This window comes from Massilia eburnea, assembly GCF_009720745.1.
In the GTDB taxonomy this organism is placed as follows: Bacteria; Pseudomonadota; Gammaproteobacteria; order Burkholderiales; family Burkholderiaceae_D; genus Rugamonas; species Rugamonas eburnea.
The window spans coordinates 50,440-66,648 of record NZ_WNKX01000013.1 but is presented as its reverse complement, the minus strand read 5'-3'; the positions used below and the strand labels follow the sequence as shown (position 1 = coordinate 66,648).

General features: G+C 63.4%; 11 protein-coding genes. All 11 read right to left on the bottom strand.

Annotation, left to right across the window (positions count from 1 at the left end):
- Positions 1-19 precede the first annotated feature (19 nt).
- The 11 genes from GM658_RS17230 to GM658_RS17180 all read right to left on the bottom strand — a co-directional run bounded on the left by GM658_RS17230 (position 20) and on the right by GM658_RS17180 (position 16,148).
- Positions 20-1,132: an NADH:flavin oxidoreductase/NADH oxidase gene (locus GM658_RS17230; RefSeq protein ID WP_155455289.1), complete on the bottom strand. Its 1,113-nt coding sequence runs from the start codon at positions 1,130-1,132 to the stop codon at positions 20-22.
- 215 nt (positions 1,133-1,347) lie between these two features.
- The gene (locus GM658_RS17225) at positions 1,348-1,860 is read right to left on the bottom strand and encodes a DUF1993 domain-containing protein (RefSeq protein WP_155455288.1); all 513 of its coding nucleotides are present in this window, start codon (positions 1,858-1,860) and stop codon (positions 1,348-1,350) included.
- 47 nt (positions 1,861-1,907) lie between these two features.
- Positions 1,908-2,897, bottom strand: coding sequence for a succinylglutamate desuccinylase (locus tag GM658_RS17220; RefSeq protein ID WP_155455287.1), 990 nt, complete (start codon positions 2,895-2,897; stop codon positions 1,908-1,910).
- Between the two features lie 126 nt (positions 2,898-3,023).
- Positions 3,024-7,724 carry an NAD-glutamate dehydrogenase domain-containing protein gene (locus GM658_RS17215; protein ID WP_155455286.1) on the bottom strand — a complete coding sequence of 1,567 codons (4,701 nt, stop codon included), beginning with the start codon at positions 7,722-7,724 and terminating at the stop codon, positions 3,024-3,026.
- 92 nt (positions 7,725-7,816) lie between these two features.
- A complete protein-coding gene (gene astB, locus GM658_RS17210; protein ID WP_155455285.1) occupies positions 7,817-9,157 on the bottom strand; it encodes an N-succinylarginine dihydrolase in 1,341 nt (446 codons plus the stop codon).
- An 8-nt stretch (positions 9,158-9,165) separates the two neighbouring features.
- Positions 9,166-10,635: a succinylglutamate-semialdehyde dehydrogenase gene (gene astD / locus GM658_RS17205; protein WP_155455284.1), complete on the bottom strand. Its 1,470-nt coding sequence runs from the start codon at positions 10,633-10,635 to the stop codon at positions 9,166-9,168.
- A complete protein-coding gene (astA, locus tag GM658_RS17200) occupies positions 10,628-11,680 on the bottom strand; it encodes an arginine N-succinyltransferase (protein ID WP_155455283.1) in 1,053 nt (350 codons plus the stop codon). Before astA ends, astD begins: the two co-directional genes overlap by 8 nt.
- Before the next feature lie 14 nt (positions 11,681-11,694).
- Positions 11,695-12,726, bottom strand: coding sequence for an arginine N-succinyltransferase (locus GM658_RS17195; protein WP_155455282.1), 1,032 nt, complete (start codon positions 12,724-12,726; stop codon positions 11,695-11,697).
- Positions 12,727-12,850: 124 nt separating this feature from the next.
- The gene (gene astC, locus GM658_RS17190) at positions 12,851-14,095 is read right to left on the bottom strand and encodes an acetylornithine/succinylornithine family transaminase (protein WP_155455281.1); all 1,245 of its coding nucleotides are present in this window, start codon (positions 14,093-14,095) and stop codon (positions 12,851-12,853) included.
- Positions 14,096-14,291: 196 nt separating this feature from the next.
- Complete coding sequence (locus GM658_RS17185) at positions 14,292-15,227, bottom strand: GlxA family transcriptional regulator (RefSeq protein WP_155455280.1); 936 nt, start codon at positions 15,225-15,227, stop codon at positions 14,292-14,294.
- A gap of 3 nt (positions 15,228-15,230) precedes the next feature.
- The gene (locus GM658_RS17180; protein ID WP_155455279.1) at positions 15,231-16,148 is read right to left on the bottom strand and encodes a DMT family transporter; all 918 of its coding nucleotides are present in this window, start codon (positions 16,146-16,148) and stop codon (positions 15,231-15,233) included.
- Positions 16,149-16,209: the final 61 nt, after the last annotated feature.

The window sequence follows — 16,209 nt, the reverse complement described above, 5'->3', positions numbered from 1 at the left end:
CCGTGGCAGGCGCCCCACGTTAGCGTTGGCCAAGGCGCGTATCGCCGAACAGGTTTTTCAGCTCGCGCGGCTGCGAGCGCCAGTACTGCGGCGGTGCAGCAACCTGCGCCCCCAGGGCGGCGGCCGCGTGCCATGGCCAGCGCGGGTTGTACAGCATGGCACGCGCCAGCCCGACCATGTCGGCCTGGCCGTTGGCGATGATGGCCTCGGCGTGCAACGGTTCCGTGATCAGGCCCACGCCAATGGTTGGCATGCCCGTTTCCGCCTTGATGCGCTGCGCAAAATGGACCTGGTATCCGGGACCGAGAGGGATTTGCTGAAGGGGCGAAACACCGCCGCTGGAAACGTGGATAAAGTGGGCGCCGCGCTGCTTGAGCTGCTGCGCCAGCGCCACGCTTTGCTCGATGTCCCAGCCGCCTTTTACCCAGTCGGAAGCGGAAACGCGCATGCCCACCGCCATCCCGGGTGGAACGGCGGCACGCACGGCGTCGAATACTTCGAGCGGGAAGCGCATGCGGTTCTCCAGCGTGCCGCCGTATTGGTCGTTGCGCTGGTTGGCCAACGGCGACAGGAATTGGTGCAGCAGGTAGCCGTGTGCGCCATGCAGCTCGATTGCCTCCATGCCCAGGGCGTGCACGCGCAAGGCCGCATCCACGAAATCCTGCTTGACCTTGGCCAGGCCCGCATCGTCCAGTGCGGTCGGAACCGGGTCGGCTGGCCCATGCGGAAGCGCTGACGGGGCGACGGTCTGCCAGCCGCCTTTTTCAGGGGGTACGGCTTGTCCGCCTTCAAAAGGCGGCGCGCTGGAAGCCTTTCGGCCGGCATGCGCCAGCTGTACGGCAAGCTTGATCGGAGAGTAGCGGCGGATCGCCTGCACGACAGGCGCCAAAGCCTGCTGGTGCTTGTCCGACCACAGTCCCAGGTCAGCAGCCGAAATGCGTCCTTCGGGCGAAATTGCAGTCGCTTCGAGGATCAGGATGCCTGCGCCTGATAGCGCCAGGTGGCCGTAATGAATCATGTGCCAGTCGGTGGCCAGGCCGTCGTTGGCGGAGTACTGGCACATGGGCGCGATGGCGATGCGATTCGCCAGTTCCAGCGAACCGAGTGCGTAAGGAGAGAATAAGTGGCTCATAGCGTTACAAGTACTTACTATTGATACAGGCTTACGGCTAGCTTGGCGCGGCAGGCATTGCTAACCTGCGAATCATGCACTACCGTCATTGAGAAGGAGCCAGCCATGTACAAGAAAGTCCCTACCGTTTCATCCCGCTTCAATCCAACGAAGGCATTTTCCGTAGGCGTCCTCCTGATGGCGATTGCGGTGACCTGCGCCATGCGCGTCAGCGCTTAAGCTTCATACGGTCCCAGGAAGTCGATCTTGCCGATCTTGACTCCCTGGTTCCGCAGGATGTCGTGCAGTGTCACGACGTGGAAGTAGAAATTCGGCAGCGCGAAAGTCAGCAGATAGCTCTCGCCGGTGAAGGTTGGCTTGAAGCTGCCGAAACTCAGTGCCACCTCGCGCGTTTCGCTGTTCGCGAAATGCTCCTCCCCCACACTCTCGATATAGGCGATCGTGTTCGCGATGCGCTCTTGCAGCTGCGCGAAACTGGCTTCGTTGTCGGGGAATTTCGGTGCGGCGACGCCGCTCAGGCGTTCGATGGAAAGCTTGCTGGTATCGCTGGCGCGCTGCACCTGCGCTGTCAGCGGCAGCATGTCGTCGACCAGGCGCGCCGACAGCAAGGTCTCAGGCACTTTGCCGCTTTCTTCGGCAAAGGCTTCGGCCTTGCGCAGCAAGTTAGCCATCACTTTCAGTCCGCGCACGAAAACAGGCGCGGAGACTTTGTACATGGACAGTGACATGCGCTACTCCTTTCCGGTGGGTGTACCGGCCAGTGTAGCGCAATCCGCTATTTCACGCGCGTGACCATCATGCCGGCCCGCAGGCCGATACGTACGTCGGGGTTGGGGAAGACCACCAGCTCTTCGTCGTGCTGCACGGTGTAGACGGTATCGCCGTCGCGGGCGATTTCTTCGCCCTTTTTCAGCGCCGTGAAATTCTGGGTCTCTTTGCCGAAGGCCATCTTGAAGTTGTCGCTCAACTTGATGATGTTCCGGGCCACCTTGAAGACGTGCGCCTCCTTCGCGGCTTTTGCCGGCGGCAGGCCGCGCAGCAGGCGGTTCAGGGCGACCTTGGCTTCCTCGAACTGCGACAAGTCGTTCTGGCCCAGCGTGCCGATGCGGCCCAGTTCAATCGTGGTGCCGGCGGCGGCGTGGTGCTCTGCGCTGTAATAGCTGTAGGTGCCCGCCGAGGCAGGGTTCATGATGATGGCGCCGATGGCTGCCTCGCCCAGCCACCCGATCAGCTGCTGCTTTGCCTCGTCTGCGATCAGGTCGGGGACGATGGCGAAGGTTGGGTAGACGCTTGGGCGGATGGCTGTGTGCAGGTCAAGGTGCCAGCGTTCCTTGCCGGCGTGGGCAAAGAATTCGCTGGTGGCGGCGATCATCACGTCGGCGCGCGCAGCTTCGGCGGTGCCGGCCAGCGTACCCCGTTCGGCGCGGAACATGCGGTTCAGGTCTGCGTCGATGAAGCGCTTGGCCTGGCGGATGGCGCCAATGTTGCCGACGCAGAGCATGAGGTCGACGGCCAGTTTGTGCGGCTCTTGCGCGAGGGCGTCGAGCAGGTAGGCGACCAGTTCGATTGGGCCGGTTTCGTCGCCGTGGACGCCGACGGAGACCAGGACTGCAGGCTTGCCGGCTTGCTTGCTGCGGATTGTGAGGATGCCGTCGGCGGGCTGGCTTACGCTGAAGCCGGCTTGCGCGAAGCGGTTTGCTACCGCGCTGAAATCGGCTTCAGCGAGGGCGCGGACTGCGGGGGGAAGGGTGTGATTGTCTGCCATGCTTGTTGCTGTTACTTTTTGCTCCGCCAAACCCGGTAAACCTGGGTCAGGCCCTAGGGTCTGACCCAGTCAGCACAGGGGGCGGTGGATGGGTCTGACCCTTGGGTCAGACCCTGGTTTACCGGGTCAGGCCGCCAGGCCAACGGCGTTCACCGCCTCCGACAACGCCCACACGTCGAGCATCGCCTGCTCCAGGTCCGCCGACGCCGCATAGCCCGACAAGCCCAGCGTGCAGGTCACCAGCTCGACCGCCTCAACTGCATCGTGGCCGTTGGTAGCGCGTGCCAGCACCTGCGACAGCAATTTCTGCTGCGTACGGCGCAAAGCCTGCTGTGCGTAGCTGCGCAGGTGCTCCTGCGACTTCGACGTTGCAGGAAGCTTGAGCCCGCGTTCCAGCGTATCGATGCCAGCCGCCGAACGCAGCGCCATGCCCACCGCCAGGAAGCCCGGCAGATCCATGCCCGCAGGACGCTTGACCGCCAGCGCCGCGAACACGAATGCCGCCACGCCTTCCAGCGCGTCGACCGCATTCCAGGCCTGCACGAATTCCGCACGCAGGCCGCTGTGGGTTGCCGCTTCCGACTGCACATCGGCAGCCATCTTGCGCACGGTAGCAGGATCGGCGAAAAGCCTGGTCAGCTCGGCGATGCCGGCGCCGCGCAGCTGGTCTTTCGGCACAGCCAGCACGCCTTCCATCACCGACTTCAGCATGGCCCGGGTACGCGCATCGACGCGCATCGCGACGTTGCGCGGCACGTTCAGCGCATCGGCGTCCAGGGTGTCGAAGATCGGCGCCAGGTCGAGCGCGGACCAGGCCTGGCCCCAAGCCAGGATGACATCCTGCTCGCTGACGTTGTTGGCATCAGCCAGGTCGCGGATCATCAGCGGACCGCAACGGTTCACCACCTCATTCGCCAGCACGGTCGCCAGGATCGCGTTGGACAGCGGATGATGCAGCGGTGGGCGGGTCGCCACCAGTTGCTCAGGGAAGTAAGGACGCAGCACCTTCTCCGCCCAGCTTTCGTCCGTCAGCGGCATGGCCGACAGCAGGCGCTTGTAGCGGTTCTTCACGTTGGCGATCACCACCGCCAGTTCCGGCGTCGTCAGGCCGCGGCCATCGGCCTTGCGGCGCGCCAGTTCGGCCACGCTTGGCAGGTGCTCCAGTTCGCGCGACAGCGCGCCCTCTTCTTCCAGGTCGGCGATCAGGTCGGCGTAACCGTCCTGCACATGCGCCTCGGACTGGGCCTGGAATTCGCGCACCAGCAAACGGGTTTGCTGGATGTTGTCGCGCAGGACCAGGCGTTCCACTTCCATGGTCATGTCGTTCAGCAGCTGGTTACGCGCTGCCTCGGTGGTCTGGCCGGCGTTGACTTCCACGTCCAGCCACATCTTGCAGTTCACTTCGTGGTCGGAGCAATCCACCCCGGCGGAGTTGTCGATCGCATCGGTGAAGATGCGGCCGCCGGCCAGGGCGAATTCGATACGGCCGGCCTGGGTCGCCCCCAGGTTGCCGCCTTCCGCCACGACCTTGCAGCGCAGCTCATTGCCGCTGACGCGAATATTGTCGTTGGCGCGGTCTTTCACCTGCGCGTGGGTTTCGGTCGAGGATTTGATGTAGGTACCGATACCGCCGTTATAGAACAGGTCCACAGGCGCCAGCAGGATGCGGTGCATCAGTTCTTCCGGCGTCAGCAAGGTTTCTTCGATATCCAGTGCGGCGCGGATTTCCGGCGACAGCTCGATGGAACGTGCGGTACGCGGGAACACGCCGCCGCCCTTCGAGATCAGGTCCTTGTTGTAGTCGTCCCACGAGGAGCGCGGCAGCGCGAACATGCGCTGGCGTTCGGCGAAGGATTTCGCGGTATCGGGATTCGGATCCAGGAAGATATGGCGGTGATCGAAGGCCGCCAGCAGCTTGATCTGGTGCGACAGCAGCACGCCGTTGCCGAACACGTCGCCCGACATATCGCCCACGCCCACCACGGTGAACGGGTGGTTGTTGATGTCGTGGCCCATCTCGTAGAAGTGGCGCTTGACCGCTTCGAACGCGCCCTTGGCGGTAATGCCCATTTTTTTGTGGTCATAGCCGTTGGAGCCGCCCGATGCGAAAGCGTCACCCAGCCAGAAGCCGCGCTTCACGGCAATGCTGTTGGCGATGTCGGAGAAGGTTGCGGTGCCCTTGTCCGCAGCCACCACCAGGTACGGGTCGTCGTTGTCGTAGCGGACGGTGTCTTCAGGCGGAACGATCTTGCCCAGCACGCGGTTGTCGGTCATTTCCAGCAGGCTGGCGATGAACAGGCGGTAGACTGCTTCGCCTTCCGCCGCCACGACGTCGCGCGGCGCGTCTTTCGGCATCTGCTTGCAGACGAAACCGCCCTTCGCACCCGCTGGCACGATCACGGCGTTCTTCACCATCTGCGCCTTCACCAGGCCCAGCACCTCGGTGCGGTAGTCTTCCATACGGTCGGACCAGCGCAGGCCGCCGCGCGCCACAGGGCCGCCGCGCAGGTGCACGCCTTCGAAGCGGCGCGAGAATACATAGATTTCGCGGAATGGCCGCGGTTCCGGCACCAGGTGCAGGTTGCTGGTGTCGAACTTGAAGATGATCTTGTCGCCCTGGCCGCCGTTCTGGAAGTAGTTGGTGCGCAGGGTGGCCAGCATCAGGTCGATCATGGCAGCCACGATCACTTCGGTGTCGGCGTGGTTGATCGATGGCAGGCGTCCTTTGATGGCCAGCAGCTTGTCTTTCGCTGCGGTGCGGGTAGCTTCCGGCAGGGCTGGATCGAAACGCTCTTTCCAGGCATCGACCAGTTCCTTCACCAGGGCCGGCTGGCGGCGCAGGGTTTCCGCGATATAACGCACGGAGAACTGGGTGCCAGCCTGGCGCCAGTAGCTCATGTACGCGCGCACCAGCTGCACTTCACGCAGGCGCAGGCCGCCTTCGACGACCAGGCCATTCAGGCGGCCGTCTTCGGCTTCGTTGTTGAACAGGGCGTTGAACAGTTCTTCCGCCACTTCCACCACGCCAGGGCGCGACAATTCCAGCGCGCTTTGCGCATCGACGGCCAGGCTGGTCACGTAGTGCTTCTTGCCGTCGTTGGTACGGATCGTGTGTGCGGATTCGCGCTCGATGGCCACGCCGGCATTATGCAAAGCAGGCAGGATCGAGGACAGCGCAGGCACGCGGTCAACCGAGTACAGGCGGATCGTGGTCGATGGATTGCCTTCGGACGGCAGTTCGACGCGCACGGCAACGCGCTCGCCCATGCCATTGCGCAGGATCTTGTCCAGGTCGTGGAAAGCGACGTTTGGAGGGGTCGCAGCGACGTAGTCGACCGGCAGCGTGGAGCACAGCTTGCGCAGGCTGTTGCGCAGCGGCTCTTCGCCTACCTTGTCGGCCAGTTCGGAGAAGCGGTCATGCCAGCCGTCCAGCACCGTCAGCAACGGACGCTGGATATCGCTTTCCAGGTCCAGTGGATAGCGCGCAGCGTGGGCGATCAGGTAGAGGCGGGCCAGCGGGCCGTCCGACACCAGGGTCTGCGAGCTGACGTGGGTGGCGCCGGAGCTGTCCTGCAGGGCGCGCGCCAGCGCGTGCGCCACGGATGCCGAGTAGCGTTCGCGCGGCAGGTAGACCAGCACGTTCAGGTGGCGCGCATAGACGTCGCGGCGGGCGAACACCTTGGCGCGCGGCTGCTTGTACAGCGACACCACGGCGCCGCACACTTCGGCCAGCCATTCCGGTTCCGCTTCCAGCGCTTCGGTGCGCGGCAGCGATTCCAGGATCTCGATGAATTTCTCGGCGCGGAAGCCGGTTTCGCGCACGCCGGCAATCTTCAGCACTTGCGCGATGCGGCCGCGCGCAAACGGCAGGCGGGCCAGCGGGGTCAGGTTAGCGGCGCGGGTGAACAGGCCGACGAAGCAGTGTTCGCCCAGGATGGCGCCCTTGCCGTCGGTGTGGCGCACGCCGATGAAGTCCAGCGACTGGTCGCGGTGCAGCGTGCCGCCCACGTCGGCCTTGACGATCGACAGGGTGTGGGCACGCTTGGACAGGGTGTCGAAGTCGCCAGGGATGTTGGCCAGGCAGGTGCCGTAGATCGGGTGCGCGGTGTCCTGCAATACGCCGACTCGGCTTGGGATGTCGCGTTCCAGTTCGCGTGCGCCCGGCTTCACCTGATAGTAGGCGTAGCCGTGCACTTCAAAGCCTTCGTCGCGGGCCCACTGCAGGAAGGCTGCCACCTCCTCGCCTTCTTCGCCGTGGGCGGCGGATTCGGTGGCGACGGCGGTGAAACGGTCCTTCATTGCGGCCTGGTCGCGCTTCACAACAGCGGCGTCGCGCGCCACCATTTCAATGCGGTCGGTCAGTTCCTTCAGCGCGCCGTCTTCCAGTTTTTCGGACAACAGGCAAAGGACCATGGATTCGAGTTTGTCGCCTTTCTGGCCGACTGCCTCCACCGAACCATCGGCGCTGCGGCGGACCGGCAGCACGGCGTTCAGCACGCCGTTGGAGCCGACGCGCAGCTTGCGCATGGCGATCACGATGGAGTCAACCAGGTAGGGCATGTCGTCGTTGACGATCAGCAAGGCGGTGGCGTGGCCGCCGCGCGCTTCTTCATATTGGAGCTTGGCGATCTGGCAGCCGGATCCGGTGCGCTTGGCCAGTTGGGTGAAACCTTCCACAAGGACCGGGGCCAGGCTGCCGGGGGACAGGTCGGCCAGGTCTTCATCGTCCAGGGAGCCGAGCCAGGCTTCGATCAGTTGCGCGATCGGGCCGCTGGTTTTGACCAGTTCGAGCGTTTGCTTGCGCAACTCTTGTGGCATTTGTTTCATCTGCTTCTCCAAATACGTTGTGGGTATCTTTGTTTCTTTAAACCCGGTAAACCTGGGTCCGACCCTTGGGCCGTACCCAGGTTTACCGGGTTTTACAGATCGTACAGGCCTGGTAGGCCAAGGATCTGTTCCAGCTCTTTCAATGCGGTATGCACTTCAACAGCCAATTGCGGATCTGCCAAATCTTTCGGTTCCAGATGGTCGCGGTAGTGTTTCTCCACCCACGCGACCAGGCTATGGTACAGCGTTTCGGTCATCACCACACCCTGGTGCATGGCCGCCGCTTCTTCATCCGTCAGCGCCACGCGCAGGCGCAGGCAAGCCGGCCCGCCGCCGTTACGCATCGACTGGCGCAGGTCGAAATGAATCAGCTCATTCACCGGGCCGCCGGAAGCCACCAGCTTCTCGAGGAAAGCTGCAACGGCCGGAATCTCCTGGCACTCATGCGGCGTCACCAGCGCCATCTTGCCGTCCGGCTTGGACAGCAGCTGCGTGTTGAACAAGTAGGACGAAACAGCATCCGCCACCGATACTTGCGCGGTCGGCACACGGATCGCCACCAGCTCCGCGCCCACGCCCTTCATGGCGGAGCGGATCGCAGCCAGCGCCGCCTGTTCATCGGCAAACGCCTGCTCGTGATAGAACAGCACATTACCGTTGCCTACCGCGATCACGTCGTTGTGGAACACGCCCTGGTCGATCACGTCCGGATTCTGCTGCACGAAGACGCAGCGCGCAGGGTCCAGGCCATGCAGGCGCGCCACGGCTTGCGAAGCTTCCAGCGTATGACGGGCCGGGAATTTCTTCGGCGCCGGAGCGGAAGGATCGAACTCGACGCGGCCGTATACAAACAGTTCCACGGCAGGATTGCCGTGCTGGTCGCACAGGCGGGTATGGTTGGCCGCACCTTCATCGCCAAATGCCGGCGTGCCTGGCAGCGCATCGTGCACCGCGAAGAAGCGCGGGTCCTTGAAGATGGCGCGCAGGGCGCGCGCCGACTGCACATGTTCGAAAGCGCGGTGCAGTTTGTTGTTCAGGTTTGCAGCGGTGAAGTGCACGCGGCCATCCGACGTATCAGCCGACGGGCTGACGGTGGCGGCATTGGCAGTCCACATCGGAGAAGCCGAATACGCGCAAGCCAGGATCACCGGCGAATCGTTGTAAACCTTGGTAATCACGTCCGCGTCGGAGCCGGTGTAGCCCAGGCTGCGCAGCAGGCGGAAGTTCGGGCGGTCCTGCGGCGGCAGCAGCGCCTGCGCGAAGCCGCGCCTGGCGAGTTCGCGCATCTTGGCCAGGCCCTGCAGGGCGGCCTGCTTCGGATTGGAAGCGCTCTTGACGTTGTTGAAGGAGGCGACGTTACCGAACGACAGGCCGGCATAGTTGTGCGACGGCCCAACCAGTCCATCAAAGTTGTATTCGCGTGCAGGGCGCATGGTCATCCTCAGAAGTTCATGCCAGGCGACAGCTTGGCAGGCATTTCAAGGGCGCCGTTTTCGATCGAAGCGACCGGGTAGGCGCAGTAGTCCGCCGCATAGTATGCGCTTGGACGATGGTTGCCGGACTTGCCGACGCCGCCGAACGGTGCGGAACTGGCCGCGCCGGTGGTCGGGCGGTTCCAGTTGACGATGCCTGCGCGGGCGCGCAGCTGGAATTTCTGCCACAGCGACTCGTCGGTCGACAGCAAGGCCGCTGCCAGGCCGTAGCCGGTGTTGTTGGCGGCGCGGATCGCTGCGTCGAAGTCGTCGACGCGGATGATCTGGGCCAGTGGGCCGAACCATTCTTCGTCAGGAATGCCCTTGGCGTCGGTGGTATCCACGATGCCGGCGGAGACGAAGCCGGTACCCGGTTCCAGCTGGCGCATTTCCAGCAGCATCTTGCCGCCTTTCGCAACCATATCGGCCTGCGCCTGCACCAGCTTTTCCGCCACGGCAGCGGAAACCACGGGGCCCATGAACGGAGCCGGTTCGGCAGCCGGTGCGCCTACGCCAAGCTTCGAGGCCACTTCCACGAAACGCTTGACGAAGGCGTCGCCCTGCTCGCCCTTCTGCACGATCACTCGGCGCGCGCAGGTGCAGCGCTGGCCGGCAGAGATGAAGGAAGACGAAATCGCCATGAACACGGCAGCATCGATATCGGTCGGATTCCACACGATCAGCGGGTTATTGCCGCCCATTTCCAGCGCCAGCAGCTTGCCTGGCTGGCCGCCGAACTGCTTGTGCAGCGCTGCGCCGGTCTGGCTGGAGCCGGTGAACAGCACGCCGTCGATTTCCTGATTCTGGCCCAGCGCAATGCCGGTTTCGCGGCCGCCGTTGACCAGGTTGATCACGCCTGCCGGCACGCCTGCCTTTTCCCACAGGGCCACGGTCTTGATGGCGGTGCGTGGCGCGTATTCGCTCGGCTTGAACACCACGGTGTTACCGGCGATCAGCGCCGGCACGATATGGCCGTTCGGCAGGTGGCCAGGGAAGTTGTAAGGACCGAACACGCCGAACACGCCGTGCGGGCGATGGCGCAATACCGCTTCGCCGTCGGCAACCTTGTTGCGGCTTTCACCGGTACGGTTGCCGTAGGAGGTGATCGAGATGTCCACCTTGTTCGCCATGGTGGTCACTTCGGTGCGCGCTTCCCACAGCGGCTTGCCGACTTCCTCGGAAATGGTTTGCGCCAGGTCTTCCGCGTTTTCCTTCAGTAGGTCGCGGAACCTGGTGACGATGGCGATGCGCTCTTCCAGCGGGCGGTAGGCCCAGGCTTCGAAAGCAGCGCGCGCGGCCTGCGCAGCTTCGGCTACGTCGTCAGCGGTCGATTCCTGCGACGCGTAGAGATGCTTGCCGGTGGCCGGGTTGGTGGTCTTGATGGTCTCGCCGTGGCCGGATTTCCATTGGCCGTTGATGAAATTGCTCAGTTCAGACATTCTGGTTCTTCCTCACGTTGAGAGACAGGGTGCGCACGGTTTCGCCCGGGTGGCAGTGCAGCAGCGCTTGTTCTTCCTTCGACAGGTCAATGCTGCCGTCGGATGGATTGGCGTCGGTCAGGATCATGCGGAAGTCCTGCATGACCGTGTTCGACACCAGGTATGGTTCGGTGGTGTGCAGCGCGCAGGCGTGCGCCGTATCGGTATCGCGCTCCACGGTGGCCAGTTCGCTGTCGCGCATGGCGCGCAGCTCGCTCACGCGCGCCTGCAGCACGGGGCCGGCGTCGAAGATGTCGACGTAGCCCTCGTAGTGCAGGCCTTCCTGCTCCAGCAGGCGGCGCGCTGGCGCGGTGGCCTGGTGCACCTTGCCGATCGCTTCCTGCGCGTCTTTCGGCAGGTAGTCGACGTACAGCGGCTGGCGCGGCATCAGTTCGGCGATGAAGGACTTCTTGCCCAGCGCGGTCAGGTCGTCGACGTGGTGGAAATCCATCTTGAAGAAGTAGCGGCCCAGGCCTTCGTAGAACGGAGAGCTGCCGTCCTCCGCCTGGTAGCCGCGCATTTCGGCGATGATCTTCTGCTCGAACAGGTGCGGGAACTGGGCGATGAACAGGAAGCGGCTCTTCGACAGCAGCTTGCCGTTATTGCCCTGGCGGTAGTCCGGGTGCAGGAACAGCGAGCACAATTCGGAGCAGCCGGTCAGGTCGTTCGACAGGTACAGCGTGTCCATGCGGGTGAACACATTCAGCTCGCGGCTGGAGTGCACCAGGGTGCCGATTCGGTAGTTGTAGAAAGGCTCGGTCAGGCCGACCGCGCCCTTGATGGCGCACACGCCGGCCAGGCGGCCGGTATCGGTGTCTTCCATCACGAACATGTAGTCGCGTTCTTCCGGCGGGATGGTTTCGGCGAAGGAAGCCACCGCCACTGCGACGCGGTCGCCCATCATCTTCATGTCCGGCTTGAGCGTGGTCATGCCGGTGCCGACCTGGCTGGCCAGGTTGAACAGTCCGTCCAGGTCATTCGCTTTAATGGCGCGTACAACTAGCATAGGTTTTCTCGTTCTTAAATGCGGACGCAGGTCACGGTGTCGCCTTCTTCCACGCGCAGGATTTCCTGGGCTTCCCTGGACAGGCAAACGGTATCGGTATTTTCCAGCGGCGCGCAGCTGATCGTCACCGCACGGAAGCGCTGGTCTGCGCCGGTGGACACGGCATAGGTGGCCACGGCGTCGCTGGCTTGCGTGCCATTGGCGCTGGCCACGCGGCGCGGCAGCGAAGTGGTGAAGGTACGCAGTGCATGCTTGTGCGCTTGCAGGATCGGGCCGCCGTCGAAAATGTCGATGTACTCGTCGGCCTCGAAACCTTCGGAAGTCAGCAGGTTGAAGGCCAGCTCGCCGCTTGGGTGGATCTGGCCCATCACCGCTTGCGCATCGCCCGGCAGCAGCGGCACATACACCGGATAGTGCGGCATCAGTTCCACGATCAGGGTGCGGTTACGCGCGCCGCCGATCACGCGCTCGGCGTCCAGGAAGTCCATCTTGAAGAACTTGCGGCCCAGCGCGTCCCAGAACGGCGAGCCGCCGTTGTCGTCGGTCAGGCCGGCCAGCGGCACGAAGAAGCGGTCGCCGAAACGGTGCGGCGCCTGCACGGCGTACAGCAGGCGGGAGCGCGACAGCAAGGCCGCTTCCGGGCGCTGCGCCACGCTGGCGTCGACGTAGAAGCCGGACAGCTGCGAGTAGGCGGTCAGCTCGGAGCACAGCGTCAGCGCGTGCACGCTGTGGCTGATGTTCAGGTCACGCGAGACTTGCTGGATAACGTCGTTACGGAAGGAGAAGTAGGTGCCGTTCGAGCCTGCGGAGGCGTGGATGGCGGCGGTGCCGGCGATCTTCTTATCGGCCAGCGATTCCATCACGAACATGTACGACTCTTCGCTTGGAATGTCGACGTGGGCGGAGAAGGAAGCGATGGAACGCTCGACTGCCTGCTCGATCTTTTCGCGCGTCTTCGGCAGGGTATGAACACCCGGCATGCTGACCGCAGCCAGTGATTCGAGGGCGGCTATGTCGGCGGTTTCAACCGGACGGACTACGTACATGGGGGTGCTCCTCTTTGTTCTTCTGAACCCGGTACGGCCGGGTCAGACCCAAGGGTCTGACCCAAGTTATGCGGCCGTCGCGGGTCAGGGTCTGACCCTTGGGTCCGACCCAGGTTTACCGGGTTTAGGCTGCCTTGGTCAGCTCAGCAACAGCCAGGCGAATGATGCGATCCGCTTCATCGATCTGCGCATCGGATACGATCAGCGCAGGCGCCAGGCGCACCACATCCATGCCGGCGATCAGGATCATCAGGCCCTGTGCTTCAGCAGCGCGCTGGATATCCTTGGAACGGCCCTTGAACGGCTCAGCCACAACCAGACCCAGCAACAGACCCGCACCGCGCACGGCGGAGAACACCTGCGGGAAGTCGCGCACCAGTCCTTCCAGCTTGCCGATCAGCTTCTCGGAAGCCTCTTTCACGCGCGCCAGGAAAGCCGGCTGGTTGATGGTTTCCAGCACGGTCAGCGCCACAGTGGCAGCCAGCGGGTTGCCGCCGTAGGTGGTGCCGTGGGTGCCCACTGCCAGGTGCTTGGCCAGCTCGTCGGTGGTCAGCATGGCGCCGATCGGGTAGCCGTTGCCCAGCGCCTTGGCCGAGGTCAGGATGTCCGGGGTCACGCCGTAGCCCTGGTAAGCGAACAGGGAACCGGTACGGCCCATGCCGCACTGCACTTCGTCGAAAATCAGCACGGCGCCGACTTTGTCGCACAGCTCGCGCAGGGTCTTCAGGTAGTCAGGATTGCCCGGCATCACGCCGCCTTCGCCCTGCACCGGCTCAACGATCACGGCGCAAACGTCGTCGCCGATGGCAGCCTTGGCCGCTTCGATATCGTTGTAAGGGATGTGGTCGATCGAAGGTGGCAGTGGCTCAAAACCTTCGGTGTACTTGGCCTGGCCGCCGACGGATACGGTGAACAGGGTACGGCCGTGGAAGGAATTCAGGCAGGACACGATGCGCGGCTTCTTGTCGCCATATTTTGCGTGGGCGACCTTACGGGCCAGCTTCAGGGCTGCTTCGTTCGCTTCGGCGCCGGAGTTGCAGAAGAAGGCGCGGTCGGCGAAGGTGGCTTCGGTCAGTGCCAGGGCCAGGCGCAGCACTGGCTCATTGGTGTAGCCATTGCCCAGGTGCCACAGGGTGTTGGCCTGCCTGGTCAGTGCTTCCACCACGATCGGGTTGCAGTGGCCCAGGGACGCGACGGCGATGCCGGAGGTGAAGTCCAGGTAATGCTTGCCGTTCTGGTCCCACAGGTCCAGGCCCGCTGCTCGCACTGGCACCATTTGGGCAGGTGCGTAAGTCGGGACGATCACCTCGTCGAAAGTGGCGCGGGTTACAGGGCGGGTGGTAACAGTCGAGTCAAGCTTGGCGTTCATGGCAAATCCCCATCAATGGTAAGGTGTACTGCATTGTAAAAGCGGGGATGCTAAAACTCTTTTGAATCTGCGACAAGGATTTTCAAAAAAGTCCAAAAGCCTAAAACCCGCCTGCTCGCCGTTTACTCGCTTCGTTCTCGCTGAGGACGTTGAACAGACAGGGTCAGACCCTTGGGTCTGCCCCAGGTTTGCCGGGTTAGCGGTTCAATTTGCGCTGCCGCTCTTCGCGGGGCGTATTGCCGAACAAGGTGCCAAAAGCCGTAGAAAAGTGCGATCCCGACGAGAATCCGCACATCAGCCCCACCTGCACTATGGAATGATTAGTTTCCAGCAGTAACTGCCGCGCCCGTTGCAGGCGCAGCTCGAGGTAATACCGCGAAGGCAAGGAGCCCAGATACTGCTTGAACAGCCGTTCCAGCTGCCTTCGCGACAAACCGACCAGGCCAGCAATATCATCGGTCGACAAAGGCTCCTCGATATTCGCCTCCATCAAGGTCACCGCCTCCGACAATTTCGGCTGCAGCGCCCCGAAACGCGCCTGCAAAGCCACCCGCTGCCGCTCCTCCGGCGAACGCACCCGGTCAATGCACAAGGCCTCCTTGATCTCGGCCTGCACGGCGGCCCCGAACAGCGCCTCGATCAAGGTCAAGGAAAAGTCCAGCGAAGCCGCCCCGCCGCAGCAGGAAATCAGCCGCCCATCGATCTCGAACAAATTCGGTGTCAGGATGGCGCGCTCGGTGACATCCTCGGTTTCCGCATAGAGCGCCCAAGGCAAAGCAATGCGCGCCCCACCCGCTGCACCAGTCTGGGCCAGCCACAGCACGCCCGCGCCCACGCCGCCCCAATATTCGGCAGAACGGCAGCGCTCGATCACCGCGCGCAGCTCGGCATCCGCCAGGCGCGCCGCCCCCTCATCCGCGACCAGCAAAGCCAGCTGCCAGTCGCCAACGACACTGGCTGCCTGGGACGGATTCACCGCCTCAAGCTGGAAACCGCCATTCAGGATGCGCTGGGCCAGCCGCAAGGGCTGCACCAGGCCAGACCAGGCCAGGCTGTCCGGCTCGCCCGCATTCACCAGCAGCATGCGCAGCGGCCGCTCCTGGGTCAGGCGACTAAGTTGAGCAAATGACATCTTCTATTCAGGGACGAGCGCCGAAGCCGGCCGCTCAGGGGTATTCCATTGGCTGACAATCATACCGGAGATCAACAGGGCCGCGCCCAGCAGCTGCATCACGCCCATGGTCTCACCGAGCCAGAAATAGCCGAAAATGGCCGCGCTGGCGGGTTCGAAAGCGTAAATCACGGCCGCCTCATTGGCGCTGGCATGGCTCTGGCCCCAGGTTTGCAGGGAAATGATGGCCGCCGTCGCGATCACGCCCAGATAGGCCAGGTTCCACTTATAGGTCATCAGGCCTTGCCAGATATAGTTGTAGTAATCGGAAACATCGTGCTGCACGTCGATCACCCCGCGCGGCACTTCGCGCAGAAGAATCCAGAGGCCGGCGAACACGGCCACAGTCCAGATCTGGGCCACGGTCAGGGTCATGAGCCGGTCGACCTTGCGCGAGAACTGCTCCATCACCTTGATGTAGAGCCCGAACAGGAAGGCCGCCGCCAAGGCCAGTGAATCGCCGCGCCCCCAGCTGAAGCTGCCATCCCAGCAGAGGGCGGCCAAGCCACCCACCGCCAGCAGCAAGGCCAGCACGATACGTTTGTCCGGCCACTTGCCCATGGCGATGCCCAGCAACGGCACCACCAGCACATTCAGACCGCAAATGAAGGCATTACGGTTGGAAGATGTCAGGCTCAGGCCCTCGACCTGGGTCAGGTAACAGAAAAACAGGAGCACGCCGGCCAGGAAGCCGTAGTGCAGGTCGCGCCATTTGGCGCGCCACAGGAAGGGCGACAGCAGCAGGCCGGCGATGGCGAAGCGCGACACCACGATCCAGTTGGCCGACAGGTTGTCGGTCATGTCCTTCATGGCCGGGAAGGTGGTGCCCCAGACGATGGTCACCACCAGCAGGGCGAGGATACCGCGAGCGTGTTGGGGCATGGCGAAAACCACATCTTGTTATAAGTTTGCATATAGTAACCGATGCAGCACAAGGCTGGCG

Excerpts from the sequence above, each read along its gene's own strand:
- GM658_RS17230 (WP_155455289.1), bottom strand. The coding sequence starts at position 1,132 with ATGAGCCACTTATTCTCTCCTTACGCACTCGGTTCGCTGGAACTGGCG.
- GM658_RS17225 (WP_155455288.1), bottom strand. The coding sequence starts at position 1,860 with ATGTCACTGTCCATGTACAAAGTCTCCGCGCCTGTTTTCGTGCGCGGA.
- GM658_RS17220 (WP_155455287.1), bottom strand. The coding sequence starts at position 2,897 with ATGGCAGACAATCACACCCTTCCCCCCGCAGTCCGCGCCCTCGCTGAA.
- GM658_RS17215 (WP_155455286.1), bottom strand. The coding sequence starts at position 7,724 with ATGAAACAAATGCCACAAGAGTTGCGCAAGCAAACGCTCGAACTGGTC.
- astB (WP_155455285.1), bottom strand. The coding sequence starts at position 9,157 with ATGCGCCCTGCACGCGAATACAACTTTGATGGACTGGTTGGGCCGTCG.
- astD (WP_155455284.1), bottom strand. The coding sequence starts at position 10,635 with ATGTCTGAACTGAGCAATTTCATCAACGGCCAATGGAAATCCGGCCAC.
- astA (WP_155455283.1), bottom strand. The coding sequence starts at position 11,680 with ATGCTAGTTGTACGCGCCATTAAAGCGAATGACCTGGACGGACTGTTC.
- GM658_RS17195 (WP_155455282.1), bottom strand. The coding sequence starts at position 12,726 with ATGTACGTAGTCCGTCCGGTTGAAACCGCCGACATAGCCGCCCTCGAA.
- astC (WP_155455281.1), bottom strand. The coding sequence starts at position 14,095 with ATGAACGCCAAGCTTGACTCGACTGTTACCACCCGCCCTGTAACCCGC.
- GM658_RS17185 (WP_155455280.1), bottom strand. The coding sequence starts at position 15,227 with ATGTCATTTGCTCAACTTAGTCGCCTGACCCAGGAGCGGCCGCTGCGC.
- GM658_RS17180 (WP_155455279.1), bottom strand. The coding sequence starts at position 16,148 with ATGCCCCAACACGCTCGCGGTATCCTCGCCCTGCTGGTGGTGACCATC.